This window comes from Segatella buccae ATCC 33574 (genome assembly GCF_000184945.1).
Classification (GTDB): Bacteria; Bacteroidota; Bacteroidia; order Bacteroidales; family Bacteroidaceae; genus Prevotella; species Prevotella buccae.
Window position 1 is genome coordinate 2024617 of the sequence record NZ_GL586311.1, and the last position, 19138, is coordinate 2043754.

Sequence of the window (19138 nt, forward strand, 5' to 3'; positions counted from 1 at the left end):
GAGAGAAGTATATTGATATTTCGAAAAAGTTTTATACGTCTGTCAGTAGGTTTTCTTGCATGTAACAAAATGAGGGATATAAGAAGTCAAAAAAGAAGAAAAAATGATGCGATCAAGCCATGGTCATGAGATGAAAGGGCCACAGTGGGGATGCAATTTGGCCGTAGTGAGAAAGCCAAATGGGCCCTTTTGCACAGTTGTTTGGGTCTGATTGCAAGGGAAATTGGGAGAAAACAAAAAAGGGAAACATCAATGTGCTTCCCTTGCTGATGCAAAGATACAACATTTTATCGCCTTTTGCAAACGTGATGGGAGAAATGTTGACAAAAAGAGGTGGGTAAGTGTAGGGGATAAGAAATCTGGCAGATGGAGTCGGGGAGGTGCTTTTGGAATATTGAGAGAGTAGGGGGAGGAAATGACATTTTACCAATAAGGTGTGAAAAGGTGACAGTTAGGGTGAGGATATAAAAAGAGGAGGCCTATTTCTTTTACGAAATAAACCTCCTGATAGGTATTCATGATCTCCTTAAAAGGAGAAAGCAATACATGGTGAGTGTCAGTCGATTAAGCCTCAGTCTCATTACTCCAGTCCTCCTGCGACTTGCGCACATAGCTCTTATAACGGAGCTTGGCCATGTCTTCGCAGGCTTTGAACAAGTCATTGGCTTCTCCGGGGAACGCTTTCTTCACGGAGAGGAAGCGCACCTCGCTGTCCAAGAAGTCTTGGAACTTGGACCAGTCGGGAGCTTTTGAGTCGAGCGAGAATGGATTCTTGCCTTCCTCTGCCAGCTGTGGGTTATAGCGCCAAAGGTGCCAGTAGCCACACTCAACGGCGTTGGCTTCCTGTGCCTGGCTGCGTCCCATACCACCCTTAATCTTCAGGCCGTGATTGATACACGGTGAGTAAGCGATGATGAGCGACGGACCGGGATAGGCCTCTGCCTCGCGAATGGCTTTGAGCGTCTGGTTGTTGTCGGCACCCATTGCAATCTGGGCTACATATACATAGCCATAAGTGGTGGCCATGAGGCCGAGGTCCTTCTTGCGCACACGCTTGCCTTTGGCGGCAAACTGGGCAATGGCACCGAGCGGAGTGGACTTGGAACTCTGGCCACCGGTATTGGAATATACCTCGGTGTCGAGTACAAGGATGTTGACGTCTTCGCCGGAAGCAATCACGTGGTCGAGACCACCGTAACCGATATCGTAGGAAGCACCGTCACCACCGATGATCCACTGGCTGCGTTTCACAAGATAGTGGTCGAGGGTCTTCAGCTCTGTGCAGACGGGGCATCCGTGTTCGGCACCGGCAGCGATGAGCGGTTTGAGTTTGGCGGCAGCTACTTTTGATGCATCGGCATCATTCTGGCCGTCAATCCAGTCCTGTGCAGCTTCCTTGAAGTCGGCAGGAGTGTCTTCACGCCCTATCAGGTCGGTGAGCAGCACGGTGATACGTTCTTTCATCTTCTTGTTACCCATAGCCATACCCATGCCAAACTCGCAGAAGTCTTCAAACAGAGAGTTGTTGAAGGCCGGGCCCTGACCTTGTTCGTTGGTGGTGTAAGGTGTGGAAGGCACAGAAGCTGAATAGATAGATGAGCAACCGGTGGCATTGGCAATCATTTCACGGTCGCCGAAGAGCTGGGAGACGAGCTTCACATAAGGTGTCTCACCGCAACCGGCGCAAGCTCCGGAGAACTCGAAGAGCGGAGTGGCAAACTGCGTGTTCTTGGGATTGGTGCGGATGTCAATGAGGTGCTGCTTGGTTTTCACGTTCTTCACGAGATAATCCCAGTCGGCTGCGCGTCTGGTAGCCTCTTCCTCACCGGCAACGAATTGGTTCATTACCAGAGCCTTTTCGCCCTTCTTGCCCGGGCATACATCGGCGCAGTTGCCGCAACCTGTGCAGTCGAGGACAGAAACTTCGATGCGGAATTGCATGCCTTTAAGCTGCTTCGGAGCGAGCACGTCAAGCGTAGGCTCGTTAAAGCCGGCTTTCTCGTTCTCGTCAAGAACAAATGGACGAATGCAAGCGTGAGGACAAACGTAAGAGCACTTGTTGCACTGGATGCAATTCTCAGAAGCCCATGTGGGAACAAAAGCGGCTACACCGCGCTTGTCGTAAGCGGCTGTGCCCACACTCCATGTGCCGTCGACCGTGCCATGTTTCACAAAGTCGGAGACCTTGAGCAGGTCGCCCACCTGTGCGTTCATCGGGCGCACCAGCTCTTTAACGAATGCGGGTGCGTCGTCTGCCACCTCTGCATCGTCTGCTAAATTGGCCCAAGCGGGATCAACATCAAGTTTCTTGTATTCGTCACCACGGTCAACAGCAGCGTAGTTTTTGTCTACCACGTCCTGACCCTTCTTGCCGTAGCTCTTTACGATGAACTTCTTCATTTGTTCCACGGCCAAGTCGATGGGAATAACCTCCGTGATGCGGAAGAATGCCGACTGGAGGATGGTGTTGGTACGGTTGCCCAACCCTATCTCCTGAGCAATCTTGGTGGCGTTGATATAATATACGGTGATGTTGTTCTTGGCGAAATAACGCTTCACCTTGTTGGGAATAAAGTCTACCAACTCCTGCCCCTCGAAGATGGTATTGAGCAGGAACGTACCGTTCTTGCGGAGACCACGGGTCACATCATACATGTGAAGATAGGCCTGTACGTGGCAAGCCACGAAGTTGGGCGTATTCACCTGATAGGTGGAATGAATGTCTGAATCACCGAAGCGCAGGTGCGAGCAGGTGAAACCTCCCGACTTCTTGGAGTCGTAGGAGAAGTAGGCTTGACAGTGCTTGTCGGTGTTGTCGCCGATGATCTTCACCGAGTTCTTGTTGGCACCAACGGTTCCGTCGGCCCCCAGACCATAGAACTTAGCTTCGAAAAGGCCTTCACCGCCGAGCGGAATCTCTTCCACCTCGGGCAGAGAGGTAAAGGTTACATCATCTACGATGCCCACTGTGAAATGGTTTTTGGGCTCGGGAAGTTCCAGATTGTTATACACAGCGATGATCTTGGCAGGAGTAGTGTCCGAAGAACCGAGACCATAACGGCCACCCACGATAAGCGGCTTGTTCTCAACATCATAGAAAGCACTCTTCACATCCAGATAGAGCGGCTCTCCCTCGGCTCCGGGCTCCTTGGTGCGGTCGAGCACGGCGATGCGCTTCACTGTCTTGGGAACGGCGGCAAGCAGGTGCTTCACGGAGAACGGACGATAAAGGTGAACGGAAATCATACCCACCTTCTTGCCCTGTTTGAGCAGATAGTCGATGGCTTCGCGGGCAGCTTCGGTGGCGGAGCCCATGAGAATGATGATGTTCTCGGCATCCTTGGCACCGTAGTAGGAGAATAGATGGTACTCACGACCCGTAATCTTGGAGACTTCGCCCATGTAGTGTTCTACTACTTCGGCAACATCTTCGTAGGCAGAGTTGCTGGCCTCACGATGGGTGAAGAAAGTCTCCGGGTTCTCTGCTGTACCGCGAACTACCGGATGCTCCGGAGTCATGGCACGGTCACGGAAACGCTTAATGTCGGCCTCGTCAACCAATGGGCGGATATCGTCCTCGCTCATGCACTCAATCTTGTGATATTCATGAGATGTGCGGAAACCGTCGAAGAAGTTGATGAAAGGCACGCTGGTCTTCAAGGTGGCCAGATGGGGTACTGCCGAAAGATCCATCACCTCCTGTACCGAGCCGGAACAGAACATGGCGAAGCCTGTCTGGCGACAAGCCATAACATCTTGATGATCACCGAAAATGCAGAGAGAGTGCGAAGCGAGTGTACGGGCCGAAACGTTGAACACGCATGGCAGCAATTCACCGGCAATCTTGTACATGTTAGGTATCATGAGCAGCAAGCCCTGGGAGGCTGTGAATGTAGTGGTCAGGGCACCGGACTGCAACGAACCGTGAACGGCACCGGCCGCACCACCCTCGGATTGCATTTCCTGAACGCTGACAGTCTGGCCCCAAAGGTTCTTACGCCCACGGGCAGACCACTCGTCAACATGCTCCGCCATGGGAGATGACGGAGTGATGGGGTAGATGGCGGCCACTTCGCTAAACATGTAGCTGATGTGTGCGGCGGCCTCATTACCATCGCAAGTGATAAACTTTTTTTCTTTAGCCATAATCAATATAGATAAATGTTGTTTGTATAATTTAATGTTCCATTAAAGATGTTTCATATCTTCAACTCACCGGTCAGACCGGCGAAAAACAGAAATAATGTTTTTGTCGTCATCGTGTTGTCGGCTTATCAAAGCCCTTGGCCCTCCTCTTAATAAAGGAATCCCAAAAGCCAAAGCGGTATGCGGTTATCTTTTCCCACTTCGGTGTTATAGCGCGCATAGATGGTGTCGGGATTATATCTTATCTTGCTGGGTGCCTGGGCATCACACACTCTGAACTTTCTGTCACCGTCTACCATGAAGAAGTGGTCTTTGCCGGCCTGGTTCACCAAGTGGTCTTTCCACAAGGAGTTGACAAAGAATGTCTCCATGAGATCCTGTTCTTCCACAGTGATGGGATAAATGGCATACATCAAGTTAGAATTATGCATCATGATCTTGCCGGGCTTCTTGGGAAACTTTTGTCCTATGGGGTAAATCATGTTTATCAAGCGAGCGTCGGCCAGATACTTGATATAGTTCATCACTGTAGCACGGCTGGTCTCTATGGATTTGGCCAATTCACTGATGTTGGGTGCCTTGGAACCGTCAACGGCGAGCAGATAGAAGAGTTTCTTGATTTTTGTGAGGTATTTCAGCTCTATTTGTTTGATGAGCAGGATGTCCACTTCGGTCATCATATTCATCGTTTTCAGGAGATTTTCCGAGAAGTTGCGATGTTCAAGAAAGAAAGGGTAGAAACCGTGGTGGATGTAATCATGGAAATACCTCATCGGACTCACTTTGGGCAGGATCTGTTTGATGATATGTTCATGGTTCTTCAGTATGTCTTCAAGTTCGTAGGGAGGGAAGTTGTTGCCTGTTTGCAAATTCAGATATTCTCTGAATGAGAATCCGCGTAGATTGTAGCTTTTCACAATGCCGTTGAGTTCGGGATTCTCTTCTTTGAGACGCATCACGCTACTGCCCGTGAATACAATCTTGAGGTCGGGATAGAGATCGTGACATTTCCGCAACTCTTGGCTCCAATCGGGCTGCTTGAAAACTTGGTCAATGAGCAACACGCGCCCTCCGTGGCGCACGAAGTCACCGGCAAAATCGGCTATGCCACGTCCTTGGAAGTAGAAATTGTTCATGTTCACATACAGACATTGGCGGTCACCGGGGCCGAATTTTTCCTTGGCATACTGGAGGAGAAAGGTTGTCTTGCCCACGCCACGTGTACCCTTGATGCCTATCATGCGCTCATTCCAATCGATCTCGTCCATGAGGTTGCGTCGAACGGTGGCGTTTGTATGTTCAAGGAGGTACGCGTGAGTGTGAAAGAAAGCCTCTTCCATGTTTGTTTTTTAGCTTTTATTGTTTTTAATTTACGTTGCAAAGATAACACTTATTTTCATATTTGCAAACTCAAGTTGGCAAAATCTTGCTTTTTTTTCATTATTTAGCACTAATCTAAATGCGTACTCTTGGACGGTTTGTGCGTTTTTCTTATCTTTGTAGCATGATTCTACATGTATTCAATCCCGAGCATGACATGGCACTTGCTGCCGGTCGTGTGCCATTTACGGCACCACACGCCGGAAGACAGTTGCGCAACGACCTCGACTTCATGCCGGCTTTATGGGCGAAACGTGGCGATGTGGTGTTGGTGAATGATGTGGACAATGCCTTTGACAAGCTCCGGCATTTAGGTATGCAAGTACCCGAAGCCGATTTTGTGACGCTTCAGGGGCTTGGACAGCTTTGCCATAAGATCTCCGGAGTGAGTCCGTGGGGATGGGATATTTCTATCAAGCACCAGTTGACCCATGCCGGTGTGGAGGGAGAGGGTATGCCTTCTGATGGGCAACTTGAGGCTATCCGGCGGTTGAGTAGCCGTGAGTGGGCTGCCGCACACCTGCAAGGACAGGCCGTTTTTGTTGCTAATCTTACCGAACTTGAACACGTTATAGACGATTGGAGGGCGTGTGTACTCAAGTCTCCATGGAGCTGCAGTGGCCGTGGGGTAAGGTATGTTGGCGGGAAACTCGATACTTCTACGGCAAAGTGGGTTGCCAATATTATCGCCCGACAGGGTGGAATAGCCATTGAACCTTATTACAATAAGGTGATAGATTTTGGAATGGAATTTGAAGCGGGGGCTGACGGTACAATAACCTATTGTGGTTTGTCGCTCTTCCATACTGTAAAGGGAGCTTATGTTGGCAACTTGCTCGTATCGGAACAAGAAAAAGAAGATTTTTTAGCCCAGTATATTTCACGGGAAACACTTCGAAAAGCCAGAGAAAAAGCTATTAAGGTGATTTCTCCGGCTATACGTAATCTATATCAAGGGCCCTTTGGAATAGACATGATGCTCTATCGCCCTAAGGAAGTTAACGAGATAGAAGGAGCGTCGGACACCCCCCAACCGCTCAAGCTCAATGCGTGTGTTGAGCTCAATCTCCGGCGAACGATGGGGCATGTGGCTTTGGTACTCAGGGCTTTGGGGAATAAGTATGAACGCCGTCTGATGCGTATTGAATATGATGGGAACCGTTATCACTTGCGCGTCAACAGAATATCCGCCTCTCAGGAGGAACGAGACATTCTTTTATGACGGCATGGAGATGCTGGAAAGGCTCTCTTTCACTCACCATAAGAAGAATAACAGACAAATCAATCTAATAACTCTTAATCAATGAAACGTCTACTAAATCTCTGCTGTGCCATCTCCTTTGCGTTGGCGGTCGGCGCACAAGTGCCTTATGTTTCGCAAGTGTGGAACCCTGATTTGGGCAATGGCATGTACAAGAATCCGGTTATCAATGCCGATTACAGCGACCCCGATGTTATCGCTGTCGGCAATGATTATTACCTCACGGCCAGTTCGTTTGAAAGCATGCCGGGCCTGCCCATTCTCCATTCCACAGACTTGGTGAATTGGGAAATTGTCGGTCATGCCCTTCGCGAGCCCTACAATGTTCCCGGTGAGCGTCTTGGTCATGGTAATGGAGTCTGGGCTCCCTGCATCCGTTTTCATCAAGGCGAGTTCTATATTTATTGGGGCGACCCGGACACGGGAGTCTTCATGGTAAAAACCAAAGACCCGAAAGGGGAATGGGAGAAGCCGGTGTGTGTGATTCCCGGCAAAGGCATGATTGACACGACACCTCTTTGGGACGATGACGGGCGATGCTATCTGGTCAACGGATGGGCCAATAGCCGGGCCGGTTTTGCGAGTGTCCTCACGGTGCGCGAACTTAATGCCGAAGGGACTAAGGCTATAGGCGACCCCGTGATAGTTTTTGACGGCAACGGAACCGAGAACCGCACTTGTGAGGGACCGAAGTTCTACAAGCGTGAGGGCTGGTATTGGATTATGTGCCCGGCCGGAGGCGTGCCTACGGGCTTTCAGTTGGCCATGCGGTCGAAGAGCCCTTACGGTCCATACGAGGTCAAGAAGGTGCTTGAACAAGGAAGCACAGCTGTCAATGGCCCTCATCAAGGAGGATGGGTGCACACGGCTCAAGGTGAAGACTGGTTCATGCACTTTCAAGACAAAGGGGCTTATGGTAGGGTTGTACATCTGCAGCCGGTGACATGGAAGGATAACTGGCCCGTTATGGGAAAAGTTCCCACAAAAGGATATTGCGGCCAACCGGTGATAACTTTCCGTAAACCGAAAACGGTCAAGCCCTCGGTCAATGTCAATCCGCAGGAAAGCGACGAGTTCAACACCACCATTCTCGGCAGACAATGGCAGTGGGAAGGCTATTATGACCAAAAGTTTGGTATGCCCACTCCTTGGGGATACTACCGCCTCTATACGCACAAACTGAAGGCTTCCACCCCCACGATGCCCAAGGGGAAAGCTGGAGTGCCCTCTCTTTGGGATGCTCCCAATCTCTTGTTGCAAAAGACGCCGGCCGATTGTTTTACAGCCACAGCCAAATTGCGCTTTACCTCTAAAGCCGAACAGCAATATGCCGGTATCGTGGTTATGGGGCTCGACTACTCTGCCCTTGTTGTGAGAAGAGTAGGAGAGAACTTTGTGCTCCAGCGTTCCACTTGCATCAAAGCCGACAAAGGGGCTGCGCCTACATGGGAGGATATTGCCACTCTGGCTCCTACCGCTAAGGACCAAATAGACTACCAGCCGGGTATTCACCTTGACATTTATCTTCGCATGGTAATCAATGACGGCAAGGCTGATTTCTTTTTCAGTTCGGATGGAAGGAAGTTTAAGAAAGCAGGTAACACGTTTGCCATGAAAGAAGGAAAGTGGATAGGTGCCAAGATAGGACTTCTGGCCGAAGAACCCGACATGAAAGGCGGTCTTGGCTGGCTTGATGTCGATTGGTTTAGAATCACCAAATAAAGTTTGAATCCATTTCTATAGCCTTTTATCTGTATCATGAGCGTAGCCGATCACATTCGTCTCAATCCATTTGTGGGGATAGCCTTGCCCTTTGTGTGCGGGTTGCTTCTTGGAGACAGTGTGACCGGTTACCCGTTTCTTTGGACATTTGTTGTGGCTGCCACTACGTGTGTCGCCCTCTCTTTTTTCCTTACCTTTCCCCCTAAACTCCCTAATTTTCTTTCCCGTTTTTCATTTTTCCATTCTTCCCGAATGTTGGAGTCTCGCATGCTCCACGGGATATTGATCTATCTTGCCGTTTTTTTCGTTGGTGCGTGGTATGGATTGTTAGTCAACCGGCCCCTGCCGCTTCCCCGTCCTCAGAGTTATGAAGCCGTGGTCACGAGCACTCCTGTGGTTCATGGTAAGGTTGTCATGTTCGATCTTGTTATATCCGATGGGCCAAATGCAGGGGCCAAAATCAAGGCAAGTCTTCTTCGGGACACGCTGACCCATCGTTGGGAGCAACTCCGTGTGGGAGATGGACTGAGGGCTTTCTCCACCTTTTCAAAACCGTGGAGCCGTCCGACCGAAGGGCATTTCGATTATGCAAGGTGGATGCGGATTCATGACTATGCCGGTACGACTTTTATTCTTCCCGACAACTGGCAGAAGGCCAAAATAAGCCTTCTGCGTTTGTCTTCTGTGGAGCGTTCATTCATAGCCGCCCTCCGTTTTCGCGGCCGGCTGTTAAGCGGATTGTCTGCCAATGGACAGAGTGGGGCTGTGCTTGCCGCCATGACCTTAGGAGACAAGGCCGGACTCTCCAAAGCCATCAAAAACGATTTTACCGTTTCCGGAGCGTCACATATTTTGGCTTTGAGCGGGCTCCATGTGGGCATCATCTATATGTTTTTCATGTTCGTTTGTTCCCCTTTTCAGCGTAAGTTGTCCATGTTGTTCACACTGGTGACCATTTGGGCATACGTCTTCGTCGTGGGCATGTCGCCCTCCGTGGTGAGAGCTGCTACGATGCTCACACTCTGTTCGGTGGCTTCGCTGTTGGGAGGTTCGCGCATGTCCCTTAACGTTCTGGCCTTGGCCGCAGTGATTATGCTCGCGTTCAATCCCAACAATCTTTTTGATGTAGGCTTCCAGCTGTCGTTTGTGGCCGTACTCGGCATCAAGCTGTTTTATCTTCCCTTTGCCCATTCTTTCCACTTCCGTTGGTGGTTGCCCGACCGGATTTTGCGACTATGTGCTATTTCCATATCCGCTCAGTTGACCACAATGCCATTGACCCTCTACTATTTTGGGCGTTTTTCGTCTTATTTTCTGTTGACCAATGTCGTTGTGATACCTTTGGCCACTCTCCTCATCTACGGAGTGGTGCTCCTGATGTTTCTATCTCCCTTTCCACCGGTCTTCCAAGTCGTTCGCGAAGCCTTGCTGCTTTTGGTCGAGAAGATGGTTGGTGCTGTAAGTTGGATAGCATCGTTGCCGGGAGCATCTATCGGAGATATCCATTTCAATAGGGTGCAAGTGGTATTGCTCTATGTAGCCATGCTTTCGTTGTTGCTGGCTATTGGCAGAATAAGGCGGGTGAGTGTACGCACTTGGGAATGCTAAACAGGGCCCTCCGGTCTCCCTTGGACAGCTATTTGGAACCGAAGTAGAGGAAGAGCATACCCAAGAGCACGAGCAAGAGATCGACAAACTTGCTCTTGAGATTCTTCTCGTGGAAAACCGCCGCTCCGAAAAGAAAACTGACGATGACACTACCCCTCCTGACCATCGACACGATGGAAATCATAGCTCCGGGCAGGCTCAAAGAGTAAAAATATACAAAGTCGGCTGCACTCAGGAAAATGCTGATAAAGATAATTGACCAATGCCAATGGAAAACGGTGGTGTGACGGCGTGTTGGCCACCATACAACCATCAGTATGGCCAGCATCAAACCGCACTGATAGATGTTGTACCAACTTTGCACGATCATCCGGTCGAGTCCCACACCGCCATCGGCAGGCGATGCCATGAGGTATTTGTCATAAAGTCCGCTGACAGCTCCGAGCACGGCTGCCAGTACGATGCACAATATCCATCTGTTGTGTTTGAAATCAATGCCCTCTTTCTTTCCGCTGCGACTTAGCATTAAAAATGAAAACACAGCCAGCAGCACACCTATCCACTGATAAAGGTTGAGATGCTCGCCAAAGACGAGCAAGGCCCCCACAAGCACCATCACCGGGCGTGTGGCATTGATAGGGCCGACAATGGTCAGGGGTAGATGCTTCATGCCGAAATAGCCGAATATCCACGAGGAGAGCACGATAAAGCTCTTGAGCAGAATGTATTTATGCACCTCCCAGCCACCGGAAGACACATGAAAGATGGAACCGTTGAGCCAATCTGTCTGTGCGCTGAGCAGGATAAACGGGAGAAAGATGAGCGACGAGAATAAGGTGTTGCAAAACAACACGGGGATGACTGCGTTGCCCGACAATGCTTCTTTCTTGAAAGCGTCATAAAATCCTAAAAGAGTGGCCGAAAGAAAGGCCAAAACTAACCACATGGCTGTTATCCGTATTTAAAATTTGTTGTTATCCGATGTATATGTTGCAAGTTGCTCTGCCGGCTCTTGCCTATTCCGGCAGGACTCATGCCAATTATCAGTTGTTCGTGTCATTGGTGAAAGGATATTCCACCCGTTCCAGAAAGAGGGCGTGTCCGGGCATACTCTCACCGGCATCACTGCGCCTGCCTGCCTCCACAATATGCCTGAACTGGTCGAGTGTGATTTTGTGCCGCCCCAAATCGACCAGTGTGCCTACGACTGCCCTCACCATGTTGCGGAGAAAACGATTGGCCGTGATTTCAAAATACCAAGTTTCCGGCGATGTTTTCACCCACCGTGCTTCTGTCACCGTACAGCATGTTGACTTGTTGTCGGCTCCGGCTTTGCAAAATGCGGCAAAGTCTGTTTGTCTCTTCAGCAATTCGCATCCCTCCCGCATGGCATCGAAATCGAGCGCATAAGGCATTTGATAGGAGTAGTGCCGCTCAAAAGGCATCTTGCCCGTGTGTATGTAATAGTGATAGGTGCGTGCCACGGCACTGAATCGGGCATGCATGTCCTGTGCTACGGGAATGATTTTCCGGATACTGATGTCCCTTGGCAAGAGCCGGTTGAGCTTATAGCAGAGCTGGGGGCAGTCGATGTCTTTTGCCTCTTGCCCCTCCGTTGTGGTTCCCACCTCATAGTCGAAATGGGCCACCATCAAGCGTGCATGCACCCCTGCATCGGTGCGACCGGCTCCCACTATCTCCGTCTTTGTCCTCAACAGAAGCGACAGGGCTTTTTCCAGTTCCTCTTGCACGGAATTGCCGTTGGGCTGAATCTGCCATCCGTGGTAGTTGGTGCCGTCGTAACTTAAATAAATGAAGTATCTTTGCATTGCAGATGCAAAATTACAAAAAAGTTTAGAGACCCGTCCGTTGCATCGGTATATTTTTTTGATACACATTCAATTCCGAAAGAATTTCGGGGAATTATTTTGCAAATTGGTGATATTATTGTAAATTTGCGAACGATTTCTTTTGTAAGATTATGGCACAGAATATTTTCAGAGGCTTGGGCATAGCCCTCATAACTCCTTTCAATAGTGATGGTTCGGTAGACTATGTGTCTTTGAAGCGTCTTGTGGAATATCAGATAGGCAATGGCGCTGACTTTCTCTGCATCCTTGCGACGACCGGTGAGGCCCCGTGCCTTTCCCATGCCGAGAAGGAGGAGATCACCGACTTCATCAAGGAGATTGTCAAGGGGCGGGTGCGCATCTTGAAATATTGTGGTGGAAATAACACCGCTGCCGTGGTGGAAGAGATCAAGTCGACCGACTGGAGTGGCATAGATGGCATTCTGAGCATTTGTCCTTACTATAACAAACCCTCCCAAGAGGGACTTTATCAGCACTTCAAGGCCATTGCCCAAGCCAGTCCGCTGCCCATTGTGCTCTATAATGTGCCCGGGCGGACAGGCATCAACATGAAGGCGGAGACAACCGTCCGGTTGGCCAAGGATTTTCCCAATATCGTTGGCGTCAAGGAGGCCAGTGGCAGTTTGGAGCAAGTAGATGAGATCATCAAGAACAAGCCTGACAATTTTGATGTCATCAGTGGCGACGATGCCTTGACTTTCCCGATGATAGCAAGTGGTGCCGCCGGTGTCATATCCGTTATCGGCAATGCCCTCCCCAAGGAGTTTAGCCGCATGATTCGCCTTGAGTTCAGGGGCGAATATGAACCGGCCCGCAAGATTCATCATAAGTTTACCGAACTTTACAGCCTGCTTTTTGTCGAGGGCAACCCGGCCGGTGTGAAGGCTCTGCTCAGCGACATGGGGATGATTGAGAACAAGCTCCGTCTTCCTTTGGTGCCTACAACGATCAAGACCAAACAGAAAATGGCTGAAATACTGAAGGCCATCAAACTATAAACAGCAACCGTATGGGGGAATCGAGACGCGTCATACACGAGATCACACCTTTGATGGGTAGGGATGTGCTGTACATTGCAGACCGCCACAAAAAGGAGTTTACTTACCCGATACACAATCACGAGGTTTATGAGTTGAACTATGTAGAGCATGCGTCGGGGGTGCGCCGCATTGTGGGCGACTCACAGGAGGTAATCGGGGAGTACGACCTTTGCCTGATCACCTCGCCCGACTTGGAGCACGTGTGGGAGCAATATCAGTGTACAAGCGACGATATACGTGAAATCACCATCCAGTTTGATTTCTCATTGGGAGAAAACACACTTTTCGGTCGGAATCCGTTTGCAAGCATCACGCGCATGATGAATGAGGCGCGCAAGGGGCTTTGTTTCCCGTTGAGTGCCATTATGAAAGTCTACGGCCTGCTTGACAGCTTGAGCGTAGTGACCGATGGGTTTTACGCTGTCACCCAGTTTCTCACGATTCTCTACGAACTTTCCCAATGTGAAGGTGCGCGCACACTGGCCACAACCAGTTATGCCAAAGTGGCGGTGGAAGACGACAGCAGGCGCATCCTCAAGGTGAAAGACTTCATCTCCAAAAACTATATGGATGATCTCCGCCTGCCGGCTTTGGCCGATATGGCCGGGATGAGTCCGAGTGCGTTCAGTCGCTTCTTTAAGATGCATACAAGTCGCAATCTGAGCGATTACATTATCGACATACGCTTGGGCTATGCAAGCCGCATGTTGGTCGACACGGTGAAGAGCATCAGCGAGATATGCTATGATTGCGGGTTCAACAATCTAAGCAACTTCAATCGCATCTTCAAGAAGAAAAAGGGCTGCAGTCCCAGTGATTTCCGCGAAAACTATCACAAGACGAGAATCATTATCTGATGCCCAGTGCCGTCATGGGACGGTAAATAGGTGGTAAACGACTGTCAGCGTATTCTGCATAGGTCTTCATTTGTTAAGATTATTCGCGTATGATTTGCATTTTGAGCGATTATTTGTTATTTTTGCATTAGCAAGGGGAGCATGTTTGTGCTTCCCTTTTTTAGATCCCCGATCCCCTAAAGGGGGCTTTGCAAGCGTTGTCCGGCCCAAATGACTTTGTAAAAGGGTCTCTTTGAGTTTATTGTTCGGCCCGAGTCACCTCCCCGCTGTGCCCCTTTCGCTCATTCGTTTGGCCCGGCCGGGGGTGAAAAGCCACTTTTCCCGACTTTCAGAAAGGTCCGTTGCGCCCTGCTATACTTTTGGGTGCGCTCGCTGTGTAATGCTTTTTCATTTTTCGAATAGGTTTCATGCTATACTTGTCCCGATCTTAGACTGCGCTTGAAAATCTAGAAATCGAAGGATAATGTGCTTGGACCGGCTGCGCGTTTTCAACCTTATTTTTTGTCCGATTCAAAAACATTTCGTATCTTTGCCACATTATTATAAGAAGAAATCTGATGATAGAAGTTAGAATCTCGGACAGTAAGTTGCAGGGGGCGGCATCGGCCGGTGTCGATGCTTTTCTTGAAGCAGTCATATCCGCCATTAAAGATGCTATTGGTGGTCAGCTGACCGGGGAAAATATCACACAACTCACGAGTGACCAAATCACGCTGTTGGCTTGGGATATCTTGCACAACGAAGTGATGGATGGCGGTTTCGTACAGCTCATCCATAACGGATATGGTGCTTTTATTTATAAAAATCCCACAGCCAAAGCTTTTCGCGAGTGGGGACTTAGAGATTTGTATAAGTTGATAGACAAGAGTCGTCGCTATTACAACATGTATCATGACGAGATAGAGCAAGATTGTACGGACGAGGAATTTATGGCTATGTTCGAGCGTTTTGCCAAGTTTGACGACTTTGATGACGATTTTGTCGAGAACGAGGAGGAATGGAGTAACCAAATAGCGGTTTATGTAGATGACCACTTGAGTGACTTTGTGACGGTCGAAAACTGATCTTTTCGTTGAACTAAACAGGAGAACAAGTTGAATAAGAATGAATTGGAGCTCCGCAAAAAGAGTCCTATACAGATAAGAAACAAGAAAGCGTCTTTTGAATATGCTTTCTTGGATACCTATACGGCCGGCATAGTGCTGACAGGTACGGAGATTAAATCCATCAGGCAAGGCAGAGCCTCGTTGGTGGACACTTTCTGCTTTATCCATAATGGCGAGATGTGGCTGAAAGGGATGAACATTTCCCCCTATTTCTATGGTTCCTTTTCCAACCACGAAGCCAAGCGCGATCGCAAGTTGTTGCTCAACAAGCGGGAAATCCACAAGCTGCAAGAGGCCACCAAGCAGGTGGGCTTTACGATAGTGCCCACCTTGGTCTTCATTGACGACCACGGGCGGGCCAAAGTGGATATTGCCTTGGCAAGAGGTAAAAAGGAGTTTGACAAACGACAGACTATAAGAGAAAAAGAGGACAAGCGGGAAATGGAGCGGGCTATAAAGCGTTTTTGACAGATCGGCGTTTGTTCTGGTGGGAGGATGCCGAAGGCCCCTCGGCCGTTTGTATAAATGCAATGTCAAGTGGTGAATGATTAAAAAGTGAGCGATGAAAACAATTCAGGAGCTGGTTAAAGAGCGAATCCTTATCCTTGACGGAGCGATGGGAACGATGATCCAAAACTATCATCTGACAGAAGAAGATTTTAGGGGAGAGTTGTTCAGACGGCAGCCGGGGGTGATGAAGGGAAACAATGACATGCTCAATATAACCCGGCCGGATGTGGTGAAAGACATATTTCGCCAATACATTGAGGCCGGCGCTGACATCATCACTACCAACACGTTCTCCTCCCAGCGCATCTCGCAAGCCGATTATCTGCTTGAAGATTATGTAGGGGAAATGGCCCTGCAAGGGGCAAGGATTGCCCGTGAAGTGGCAGACGAGTATGCTTCCGAAAAGCATCCTTGTTTCGTGGCCGGTTCGGTGGGCCCCACCAACAAGACTTGTTCCATGTCTCCCGATGTCAGTAATCCGGCAGCACGCAATCTTACCTACGACCAACTGTTTGATGCCTATTGTGAGCAGATAGACGGATTGGTGGAAGGCGGTGTAGACGTGATTCTCATTGAAACGATTTTCGACACCCTCAATGCCAAAGTGGCTATAGATGCCGCTCTGACCATCATGGCGAGAAGAGAGGTGGAATTGCCTATCATGCTCAGTCTCACCATTGCCGATCTGGCCGGTCGTACATTGAGTGGCCAGACTATCGAAGCCTTTCTGGCAAGCGTTTCAAGCTACCCGATCTTTTCTGTAGGGCTGAATTGCTCTTTCGGAGCTCCTCAGATGAAGCCTTTTCTCGAGCAAATGGCAAAGGTGGCCCCTTATTATGTGAGTGTCTATCCCAATGCGGGCATTCCCAACGAGTTGGGGCTTTATGACGAGACGGCCGGGACAATGGCTCCGCAGATTGGTGATTTTGTCAACGAAGGGCTGGTCAACTTTGTCGGGGGCTGTTGTGGGACGACTCCCGAGTTTATTGCAGCCTATCGCCCTTTTGTAGAAGGGAAAACGCCCCGCCGTGTGCCGTCTCCCACAAGGCGGATGTGCTTGTCCGGACTGGATGTGTTGGTTCCATTAGACAATATTCCCGGGGAAGACGAACAAGCCGCAATCAGTGGTTTCACGAATATAGGGGAACGGTGTAATGTGGCTGGCAGTAGGAAGTTTTTGAGACTGATTAAAGAAAAACAATATGAGGAGGCCGTGGCCATAGCACGCAAACAAGTGGACGATGGGGCGCTCATTCTCGACATCAATATGGATGACGGGCTACTTGATGCCAAGGCCGAGATGGTGAATTTCCTCAACATGATAGCTTCCGATCCCGATATAGCACGTGTCCCTGTGATGATAGACTCCTCCAAATGGGAAGTTATTGTAGCCGGTCTGAAGTGCGTGCAGGGAAAGTCTATTGTAAATTCGATATCCCTCAAAGAGGGCGAAGAACAGTTTTTGGCCCATGCCCGCGACATTAAACGCTATGGGGCCGCCTGCGTGGTCATGTGTTTTGACGAGCAGGGGCAGGCAACAACCTTTGACCGACGAATAGAGATAGCACAACGGGCATACGATTTGTTGACCCGAAAAGTCGGCATACAGCCACAAGACATCATTTTCGATCCCAATGTATTGGCCATTGCCACAGGGATGGAAGAGCACGATGATTATGCAATGGATTTTATTCGTGCCACCCGGTGGATTAAAGAACATCTTCCCGGTGCTCATGTGAGTGGCGGGGTGAGTAATTTGTCGTTTTCTTTTCGGGGCAACAATTATATTCGTGAGGCCATGCACGCCGTCTTTCTCTATCATGCGATAAGCAACGGGATGGATTTCGGTATTGTAAATCCTTCGGCGAAAATTACTTATGCCGATATACCACAAGCGGAACTTGAGGTGATGGAAGACGTTGTTCTTAATCGCCGCCGTGGTGCAGGTGAGGACCTGATAGCCCTCGCCCAAAGGATATTGGATGTGAAGACTGTTGCCACAGAAGGGCCACAGAAAGGAAGTGACACGTCAGGCACAAACGGCACGCCCGAATGGCGTTCGACCCCATTGGACGAACGATTGGAATACGCTCTTCGCAAGGGTGTTGCCGATTTTTTGGAGGAAGACCTCCGGGAAGCCATGGATGAATATTCGAAGGCTGTAGACATTATCGAAGGTCCCTTGATGCATGGTATGAATGTTGTCGGTGAACTTTTCGGTGCCGGCAAAATGTTTCTTCCCCAAGTGGTGAAGACGGCCCGAACGATGAAGCGTGCGGTGGCCATCCTCCAACCGGCCATTGAGGCTGAGCGTAGGGAGGGAGCAACAAAGGCCGGTAAGGTGCTTTTGGCTACGGTAAAGGGAGATGTACACGATATTGGGAAAAACATTGTTTCTGTAGTCATGTCGTGTAACAATTATGAGGTGATAGACATGGGAGTCATGGTGCCGGCCGACCAAATCGTGAAAAAGGCTGTCGCCGAACACGTGGATATTATCGGATTGAGCGGTCTGGTGACGCCGAGTTTGGACGAAATGGTCAATGTTGCTACCGAACTTCACAAGGCGGGGCTGCATGTTCCGATCATGATAGGTGGGGCGACTACCTCCAAACTGCATGTGGCCTTGAAAATAGCACCGGTATATTCCGGTCCTGTCATTTGGATGAAGGATGCCAGCCAGAATCCAATAGTGGCATCCAAATTGTTGAATAAGACCGAAAAGAAGTCTTTTGCGCAAAAGCTCAATGCCGACTACGAGAAATTGCGAGAGGGCTATCATCAAGAACAAGACAAGTTGGCATCTATAGAAGATGCACGCAAGAATAAGTTGAATTTATTTGATAGTTAGATGATTAGGAATATCATTTTCGATTTGGGAGGTGTGATTTTGACGCTTGAAGAGACGCAAGCCGTCAAACGGTTTGAAGCACTCGGTTTGAAGGATGCCGGTCAACGGCTTGATCCCTATGAACAAACAGGAATATTCGGAGATTTGGAAGAAGGCAAGATAGATGCCGAAGGGTTTAGAAAAGAATTGAGCCTGCTTGTTGGGCATGAGGTTTCTCATGAAGAGTGCGCCGATGCCTGGCAGGGCTATATTAAGGAGATACCTGAAAGAAACCTTGAAACTTTATTGAAACTCCGCCAAGAAGGGTATAGACTTATCCTTTTGTCAAATACCAATCCGTTTATGATGGAATTTGTTGAGAGTGATCGGTTCGACGGAAAAGGGCATCCTTTAGCCTATTATTTTGATGCAGAGTATAAAAGCTTTGAGGTGAAGTTGATGAAGCCTGATGAACATTTCTACCGATATGTGCTCTCAAGGGAAAAAATCCTTCCCGAAGAGACGCTCTATGTGGATGACGGCCCCCGCAATGTAGCGGCGGCAAGTGAACTTGGTCTTCGCACTCTCTGCCCCAAAAACGGTGAAGACTGGACGGGCAGGATTTATGATTGTCTTCAGGCCAAGTAGGGCGGTCGATATATTTACCGGCAACTTATAGATATTCCGGACGACACAATAATGGTTGAACATATTAAAGAACAGAGAATTATGAAAAGATGTTTATTACTCTTGTCTATCATAACTTTGATGGTTGTGTCAGCATCGGCACAAAGGTTTTCATACGAT

The 19138-nt window shown here is 49.3% G+C and carries 13 protein-coding genes; 9 read left to right on the top strand and 4 right to left on the bottom strand.

What is annotated here, in order from left to right; genetic code table 11:
* Positions 1-564: 564 nt before the first annotated feature.
* Entirely contained in the window at positions 565-4146 is a 3582-nt protein-coding gene (gene nifJ / locus HMPREF6485_RS07830) for a pyruvate:ferredoxin (flavodoxin) oxidoreductase (protein WP_044125943.1), read from the bottom strand.
* Positions 4147-4295: 149 nt separating this feature from the next.
* Positions 4296-5486, bottom strand: a complete 1191-nt coding sequence (locus HMPREF6485_RS07835; protein ID WP_004345828.1) for an ATP-binding protein — start codon at positions 5484-5486, stop codon at positions 4296-4298.
* Between the two features lie 164 nt (positions 5487-5650).
* On the opposite strand from HMPREF6485_RS07835, the gene HMPREF6485_RS07840 reads away from it, so the two are divergent.
* The 3 genes from HMPREF6485_RS07840 to HMPREF6485_RS07850 all read left to right on the top strand — a co-directional run bounded on the left by HMPREF6485_RS07840 (position 5651) and on the right by HMPREF6485_RS07850 (position 10117).
* On the top strand, positions 5651-6748 hold the full coding sequence (locus HMPREF6485_RS07840) for a hypothetical protein (RefSeq protein WP_004345830.1): 1098 nt from the start codon (positions 5651-5653) through the stop codon (positions 6746-6748).
* Positions 6749-6829: 81 nt separating this feature from the next.
* Positions 6830-8509, top strand: coding sequence for a glycoside hydrolase family 43 protein (locus tag HMPREF6485_RS07845; protein WP_004345833.1), 1680 nt, complete (start codon positions 6830-6832; stop codon positions 8507-8509).
* Positions 8510-8761: 252 nt separating this feature from the next.
* Positions 8762-10117, top strand: a complete 1356-nt coding sequence (locus HMPREF6485_RS07850; protein ID WP_004345835.1) for a ComEC/Rec2 family competence protein — start codon at positions 8762-8764, stop codon at positions 10115-10117.
* A 28-nt stretch (positions 10118-10145) separates the two neighbouring features.
* Here HMPREF6485_RS07850 and HMPREF6485_RS07855 read toward each other — a convergent pair whose 3' ends face one another.
* Both HMPREF6485_RS07855 and truA read right to left on the bottom strand, forming a co-directional pair.
* Entirely contained in the window at positions 10146-11063 is a 918-nt protein-coding gene (locus HMPREF6485_RS07855) for an EamA family transporter (protein WP_004345837.1), read from the bottom strand.
* A 97-nt stretch (positions 11064-11160) separates the two neighbouring features.
* Positions 11161-11946 carry a tRNA pseudouridine(38-40) synthase TruA gene (truA, locus tag HMPREF6485_RS07860; protein ID WP_044125955.1) on the bottom strand — a complete coding sequence of 262 codons (786 nt, stop codon included), beginning with the start codon at positions 11944-11946 and terminating at the stop codon, positions 11161-11163.
* Between the two features lie 152 nt (positions 11947-12098).
* On the opposite strand from truA, the gene dapA reads away from it, so the two are divergent.
* The 6 genes from dapA (at position 12099) to HMPREF6485_RS07890 (ending at position 18979) form a co-directional block, all read left to right on the top strand.
* The gene (dapA, locus tag HMPREF6485_RS07865) at positions 12099-12986 is read left to right on the top strand and encodes a 4-hydroxy-tetrahydrodipicolinate synthase (protein ID WP_004345842.1); all 888 of its coding nucleotides are present in this window, start codon (positions 12099-12101) and stop codon (positions 12984-12986) included.
* Positions 12987-12997: 11 nt separating this feature from the next.
* Positions 12998-13885 (top strand): AraC family transcriptional regulator, encoded by an 888-nt coding sequence (locus HMPREF6485_RS07870; RefSeq protein ID WP_004340618.1) that lies wholly within the window; start codon positions 12998-13000, stop codon positions 13883-13885.
* Positions 13886-14442: 557 nt separating this feature from the next.
* Positions 14443-14949, top strand: a complete 507-nt coding sequence (locus tag HMPREF6485_RS07875; RefSeq protein WP_004345844.1) for a DMP19 family protein — start codon at positions 14443-14445, stop codon at positions 14947-14949.
* A 30-nt stretch (positions 14950-14979) separates the two neighbouring features.
* The gene (smpB, locus tag HMPREF6485_RS07880; RefSeq protein WP_004345846.1) at positions 14980-15459 is read left to right on the top strand and encodes an SsrA-binding protein SmpB; all 480 of its coding nucleotides are present in this window, start codon (positions 14980-14982) and stop codon (positions 15457-15459) included.
* 94 nt (positions 15460-15553) lie between these two features.
* Complete coding sequence (metH, locus tag HMPREF6485_RS07885) at positions 15554-18352, top strand: methionine synthase (protein ID WP_004345847.1); 2799 nt, start codon at positions 15554-15556, stop codon at positions 18350-18352.
* Positions 18353-18979: an HAD family hydrolase gene (locus HMPREF6485_RS07890; protein ID WP_004345848.1), complete on the top strand. Its 627-nt coding sequence runs from the start codon at positions 18353-18355 to the stop codon at positions 18977-18979.
* Positions 18980-19138: the final 159 nt, after the last annotated feature.

What these genes read in the sequence shown, in the direction of transcription:
- HMPREF6485_RS07845 (WP_004345833.1), top strand. Translation starts at nt 6,830, where the DNA reads ATGAAACGTCTACTAAATCTCTGCTGTGCCATCTCCTTTGCGTTGGCG.
- metH (WP_004345847.1), top strand. Translation starts at nt 15,554, where the DNA reads ATGAAAACAATTCAGGAGCTGGTTAAAGAGCGAATCCTTATCCTTGAC.
- HMPREF6485_RS07835 (WP_004345828.1), bottom strand. Translation starts at nt 5,486, where the DNA reads ATGGAAGAGGCTTTCTTTCACACTCACGCGTACCTCCTTGAACATACA.
- HMPREF6485_RS07890 (WP_004345848.1), top strand. Translation starts at nt 18,353, where the DNA reads ATGATTAGGAATATCATTTTCGATTTGGGAGGTGTGATTTTGACGCTT.
- dapA (WP_004345842.1), top strand. Translation starts at nt 12,099, where the DNA reads ATGGCACAGAATATTTTCAGAGGCTTGGGCATAGCCCTCATAACTCCT.
- HMPREF6485_RS07870 (WP_004340618.1), top strand. Translation starts at nt 12,998, where the DNA reads ATGGGGGAATCGAGACGCGTCATACACGAGATCACACCTTTGATGGGT.
- HMPREF6485_RS07855 (WP_004345837.1), bottom strand. Translation starts at nt 11,063, where the DNA reads ATGTGGTTAGTTTTGGCCTTTCTTTCGGCCACTCTTTTAGGATTTTAT.
- HMPREF6485_RS07875 (WP_004345844.1), top strand. Translation starts at nt 14,443, where the DNA reads ATGATAGAAGTTAGAATCTCGGACAGTAAGTTGCAGGGGGCGGCATCG.
- HMPREF6485_RS07840 (WP_004345830.1), top strand. Translation starts at nt 5,651, where the DNA reads ATGATTCTACATGTATTCAATCCCGAGCATGACATGGCACTTGCTGCC.
- HMPREF6485_RS07850 (WP_004345835.1), top strand. Translation starts at nt 8,762, where the DNA reads ATGTTGGAGTCTCGCATGCTCCACGGGATATTGATCTATCTTGCCGTT.
- nifJ (WP_044125943.1), bottom strand. Translation starts at nt 4,146, where the DNA reads ATGGCTAAAGAAAAAAAGTTTATCACTTGCGATGGTAATGAGGCCGCC.
- truA (WP_044125955.1), bottom strand. Translation starts at nt 11,946, where the DNA reads ATGCAAAGATACTTCATTTATTTAAGTTACGACGGCACCAACTACCAC.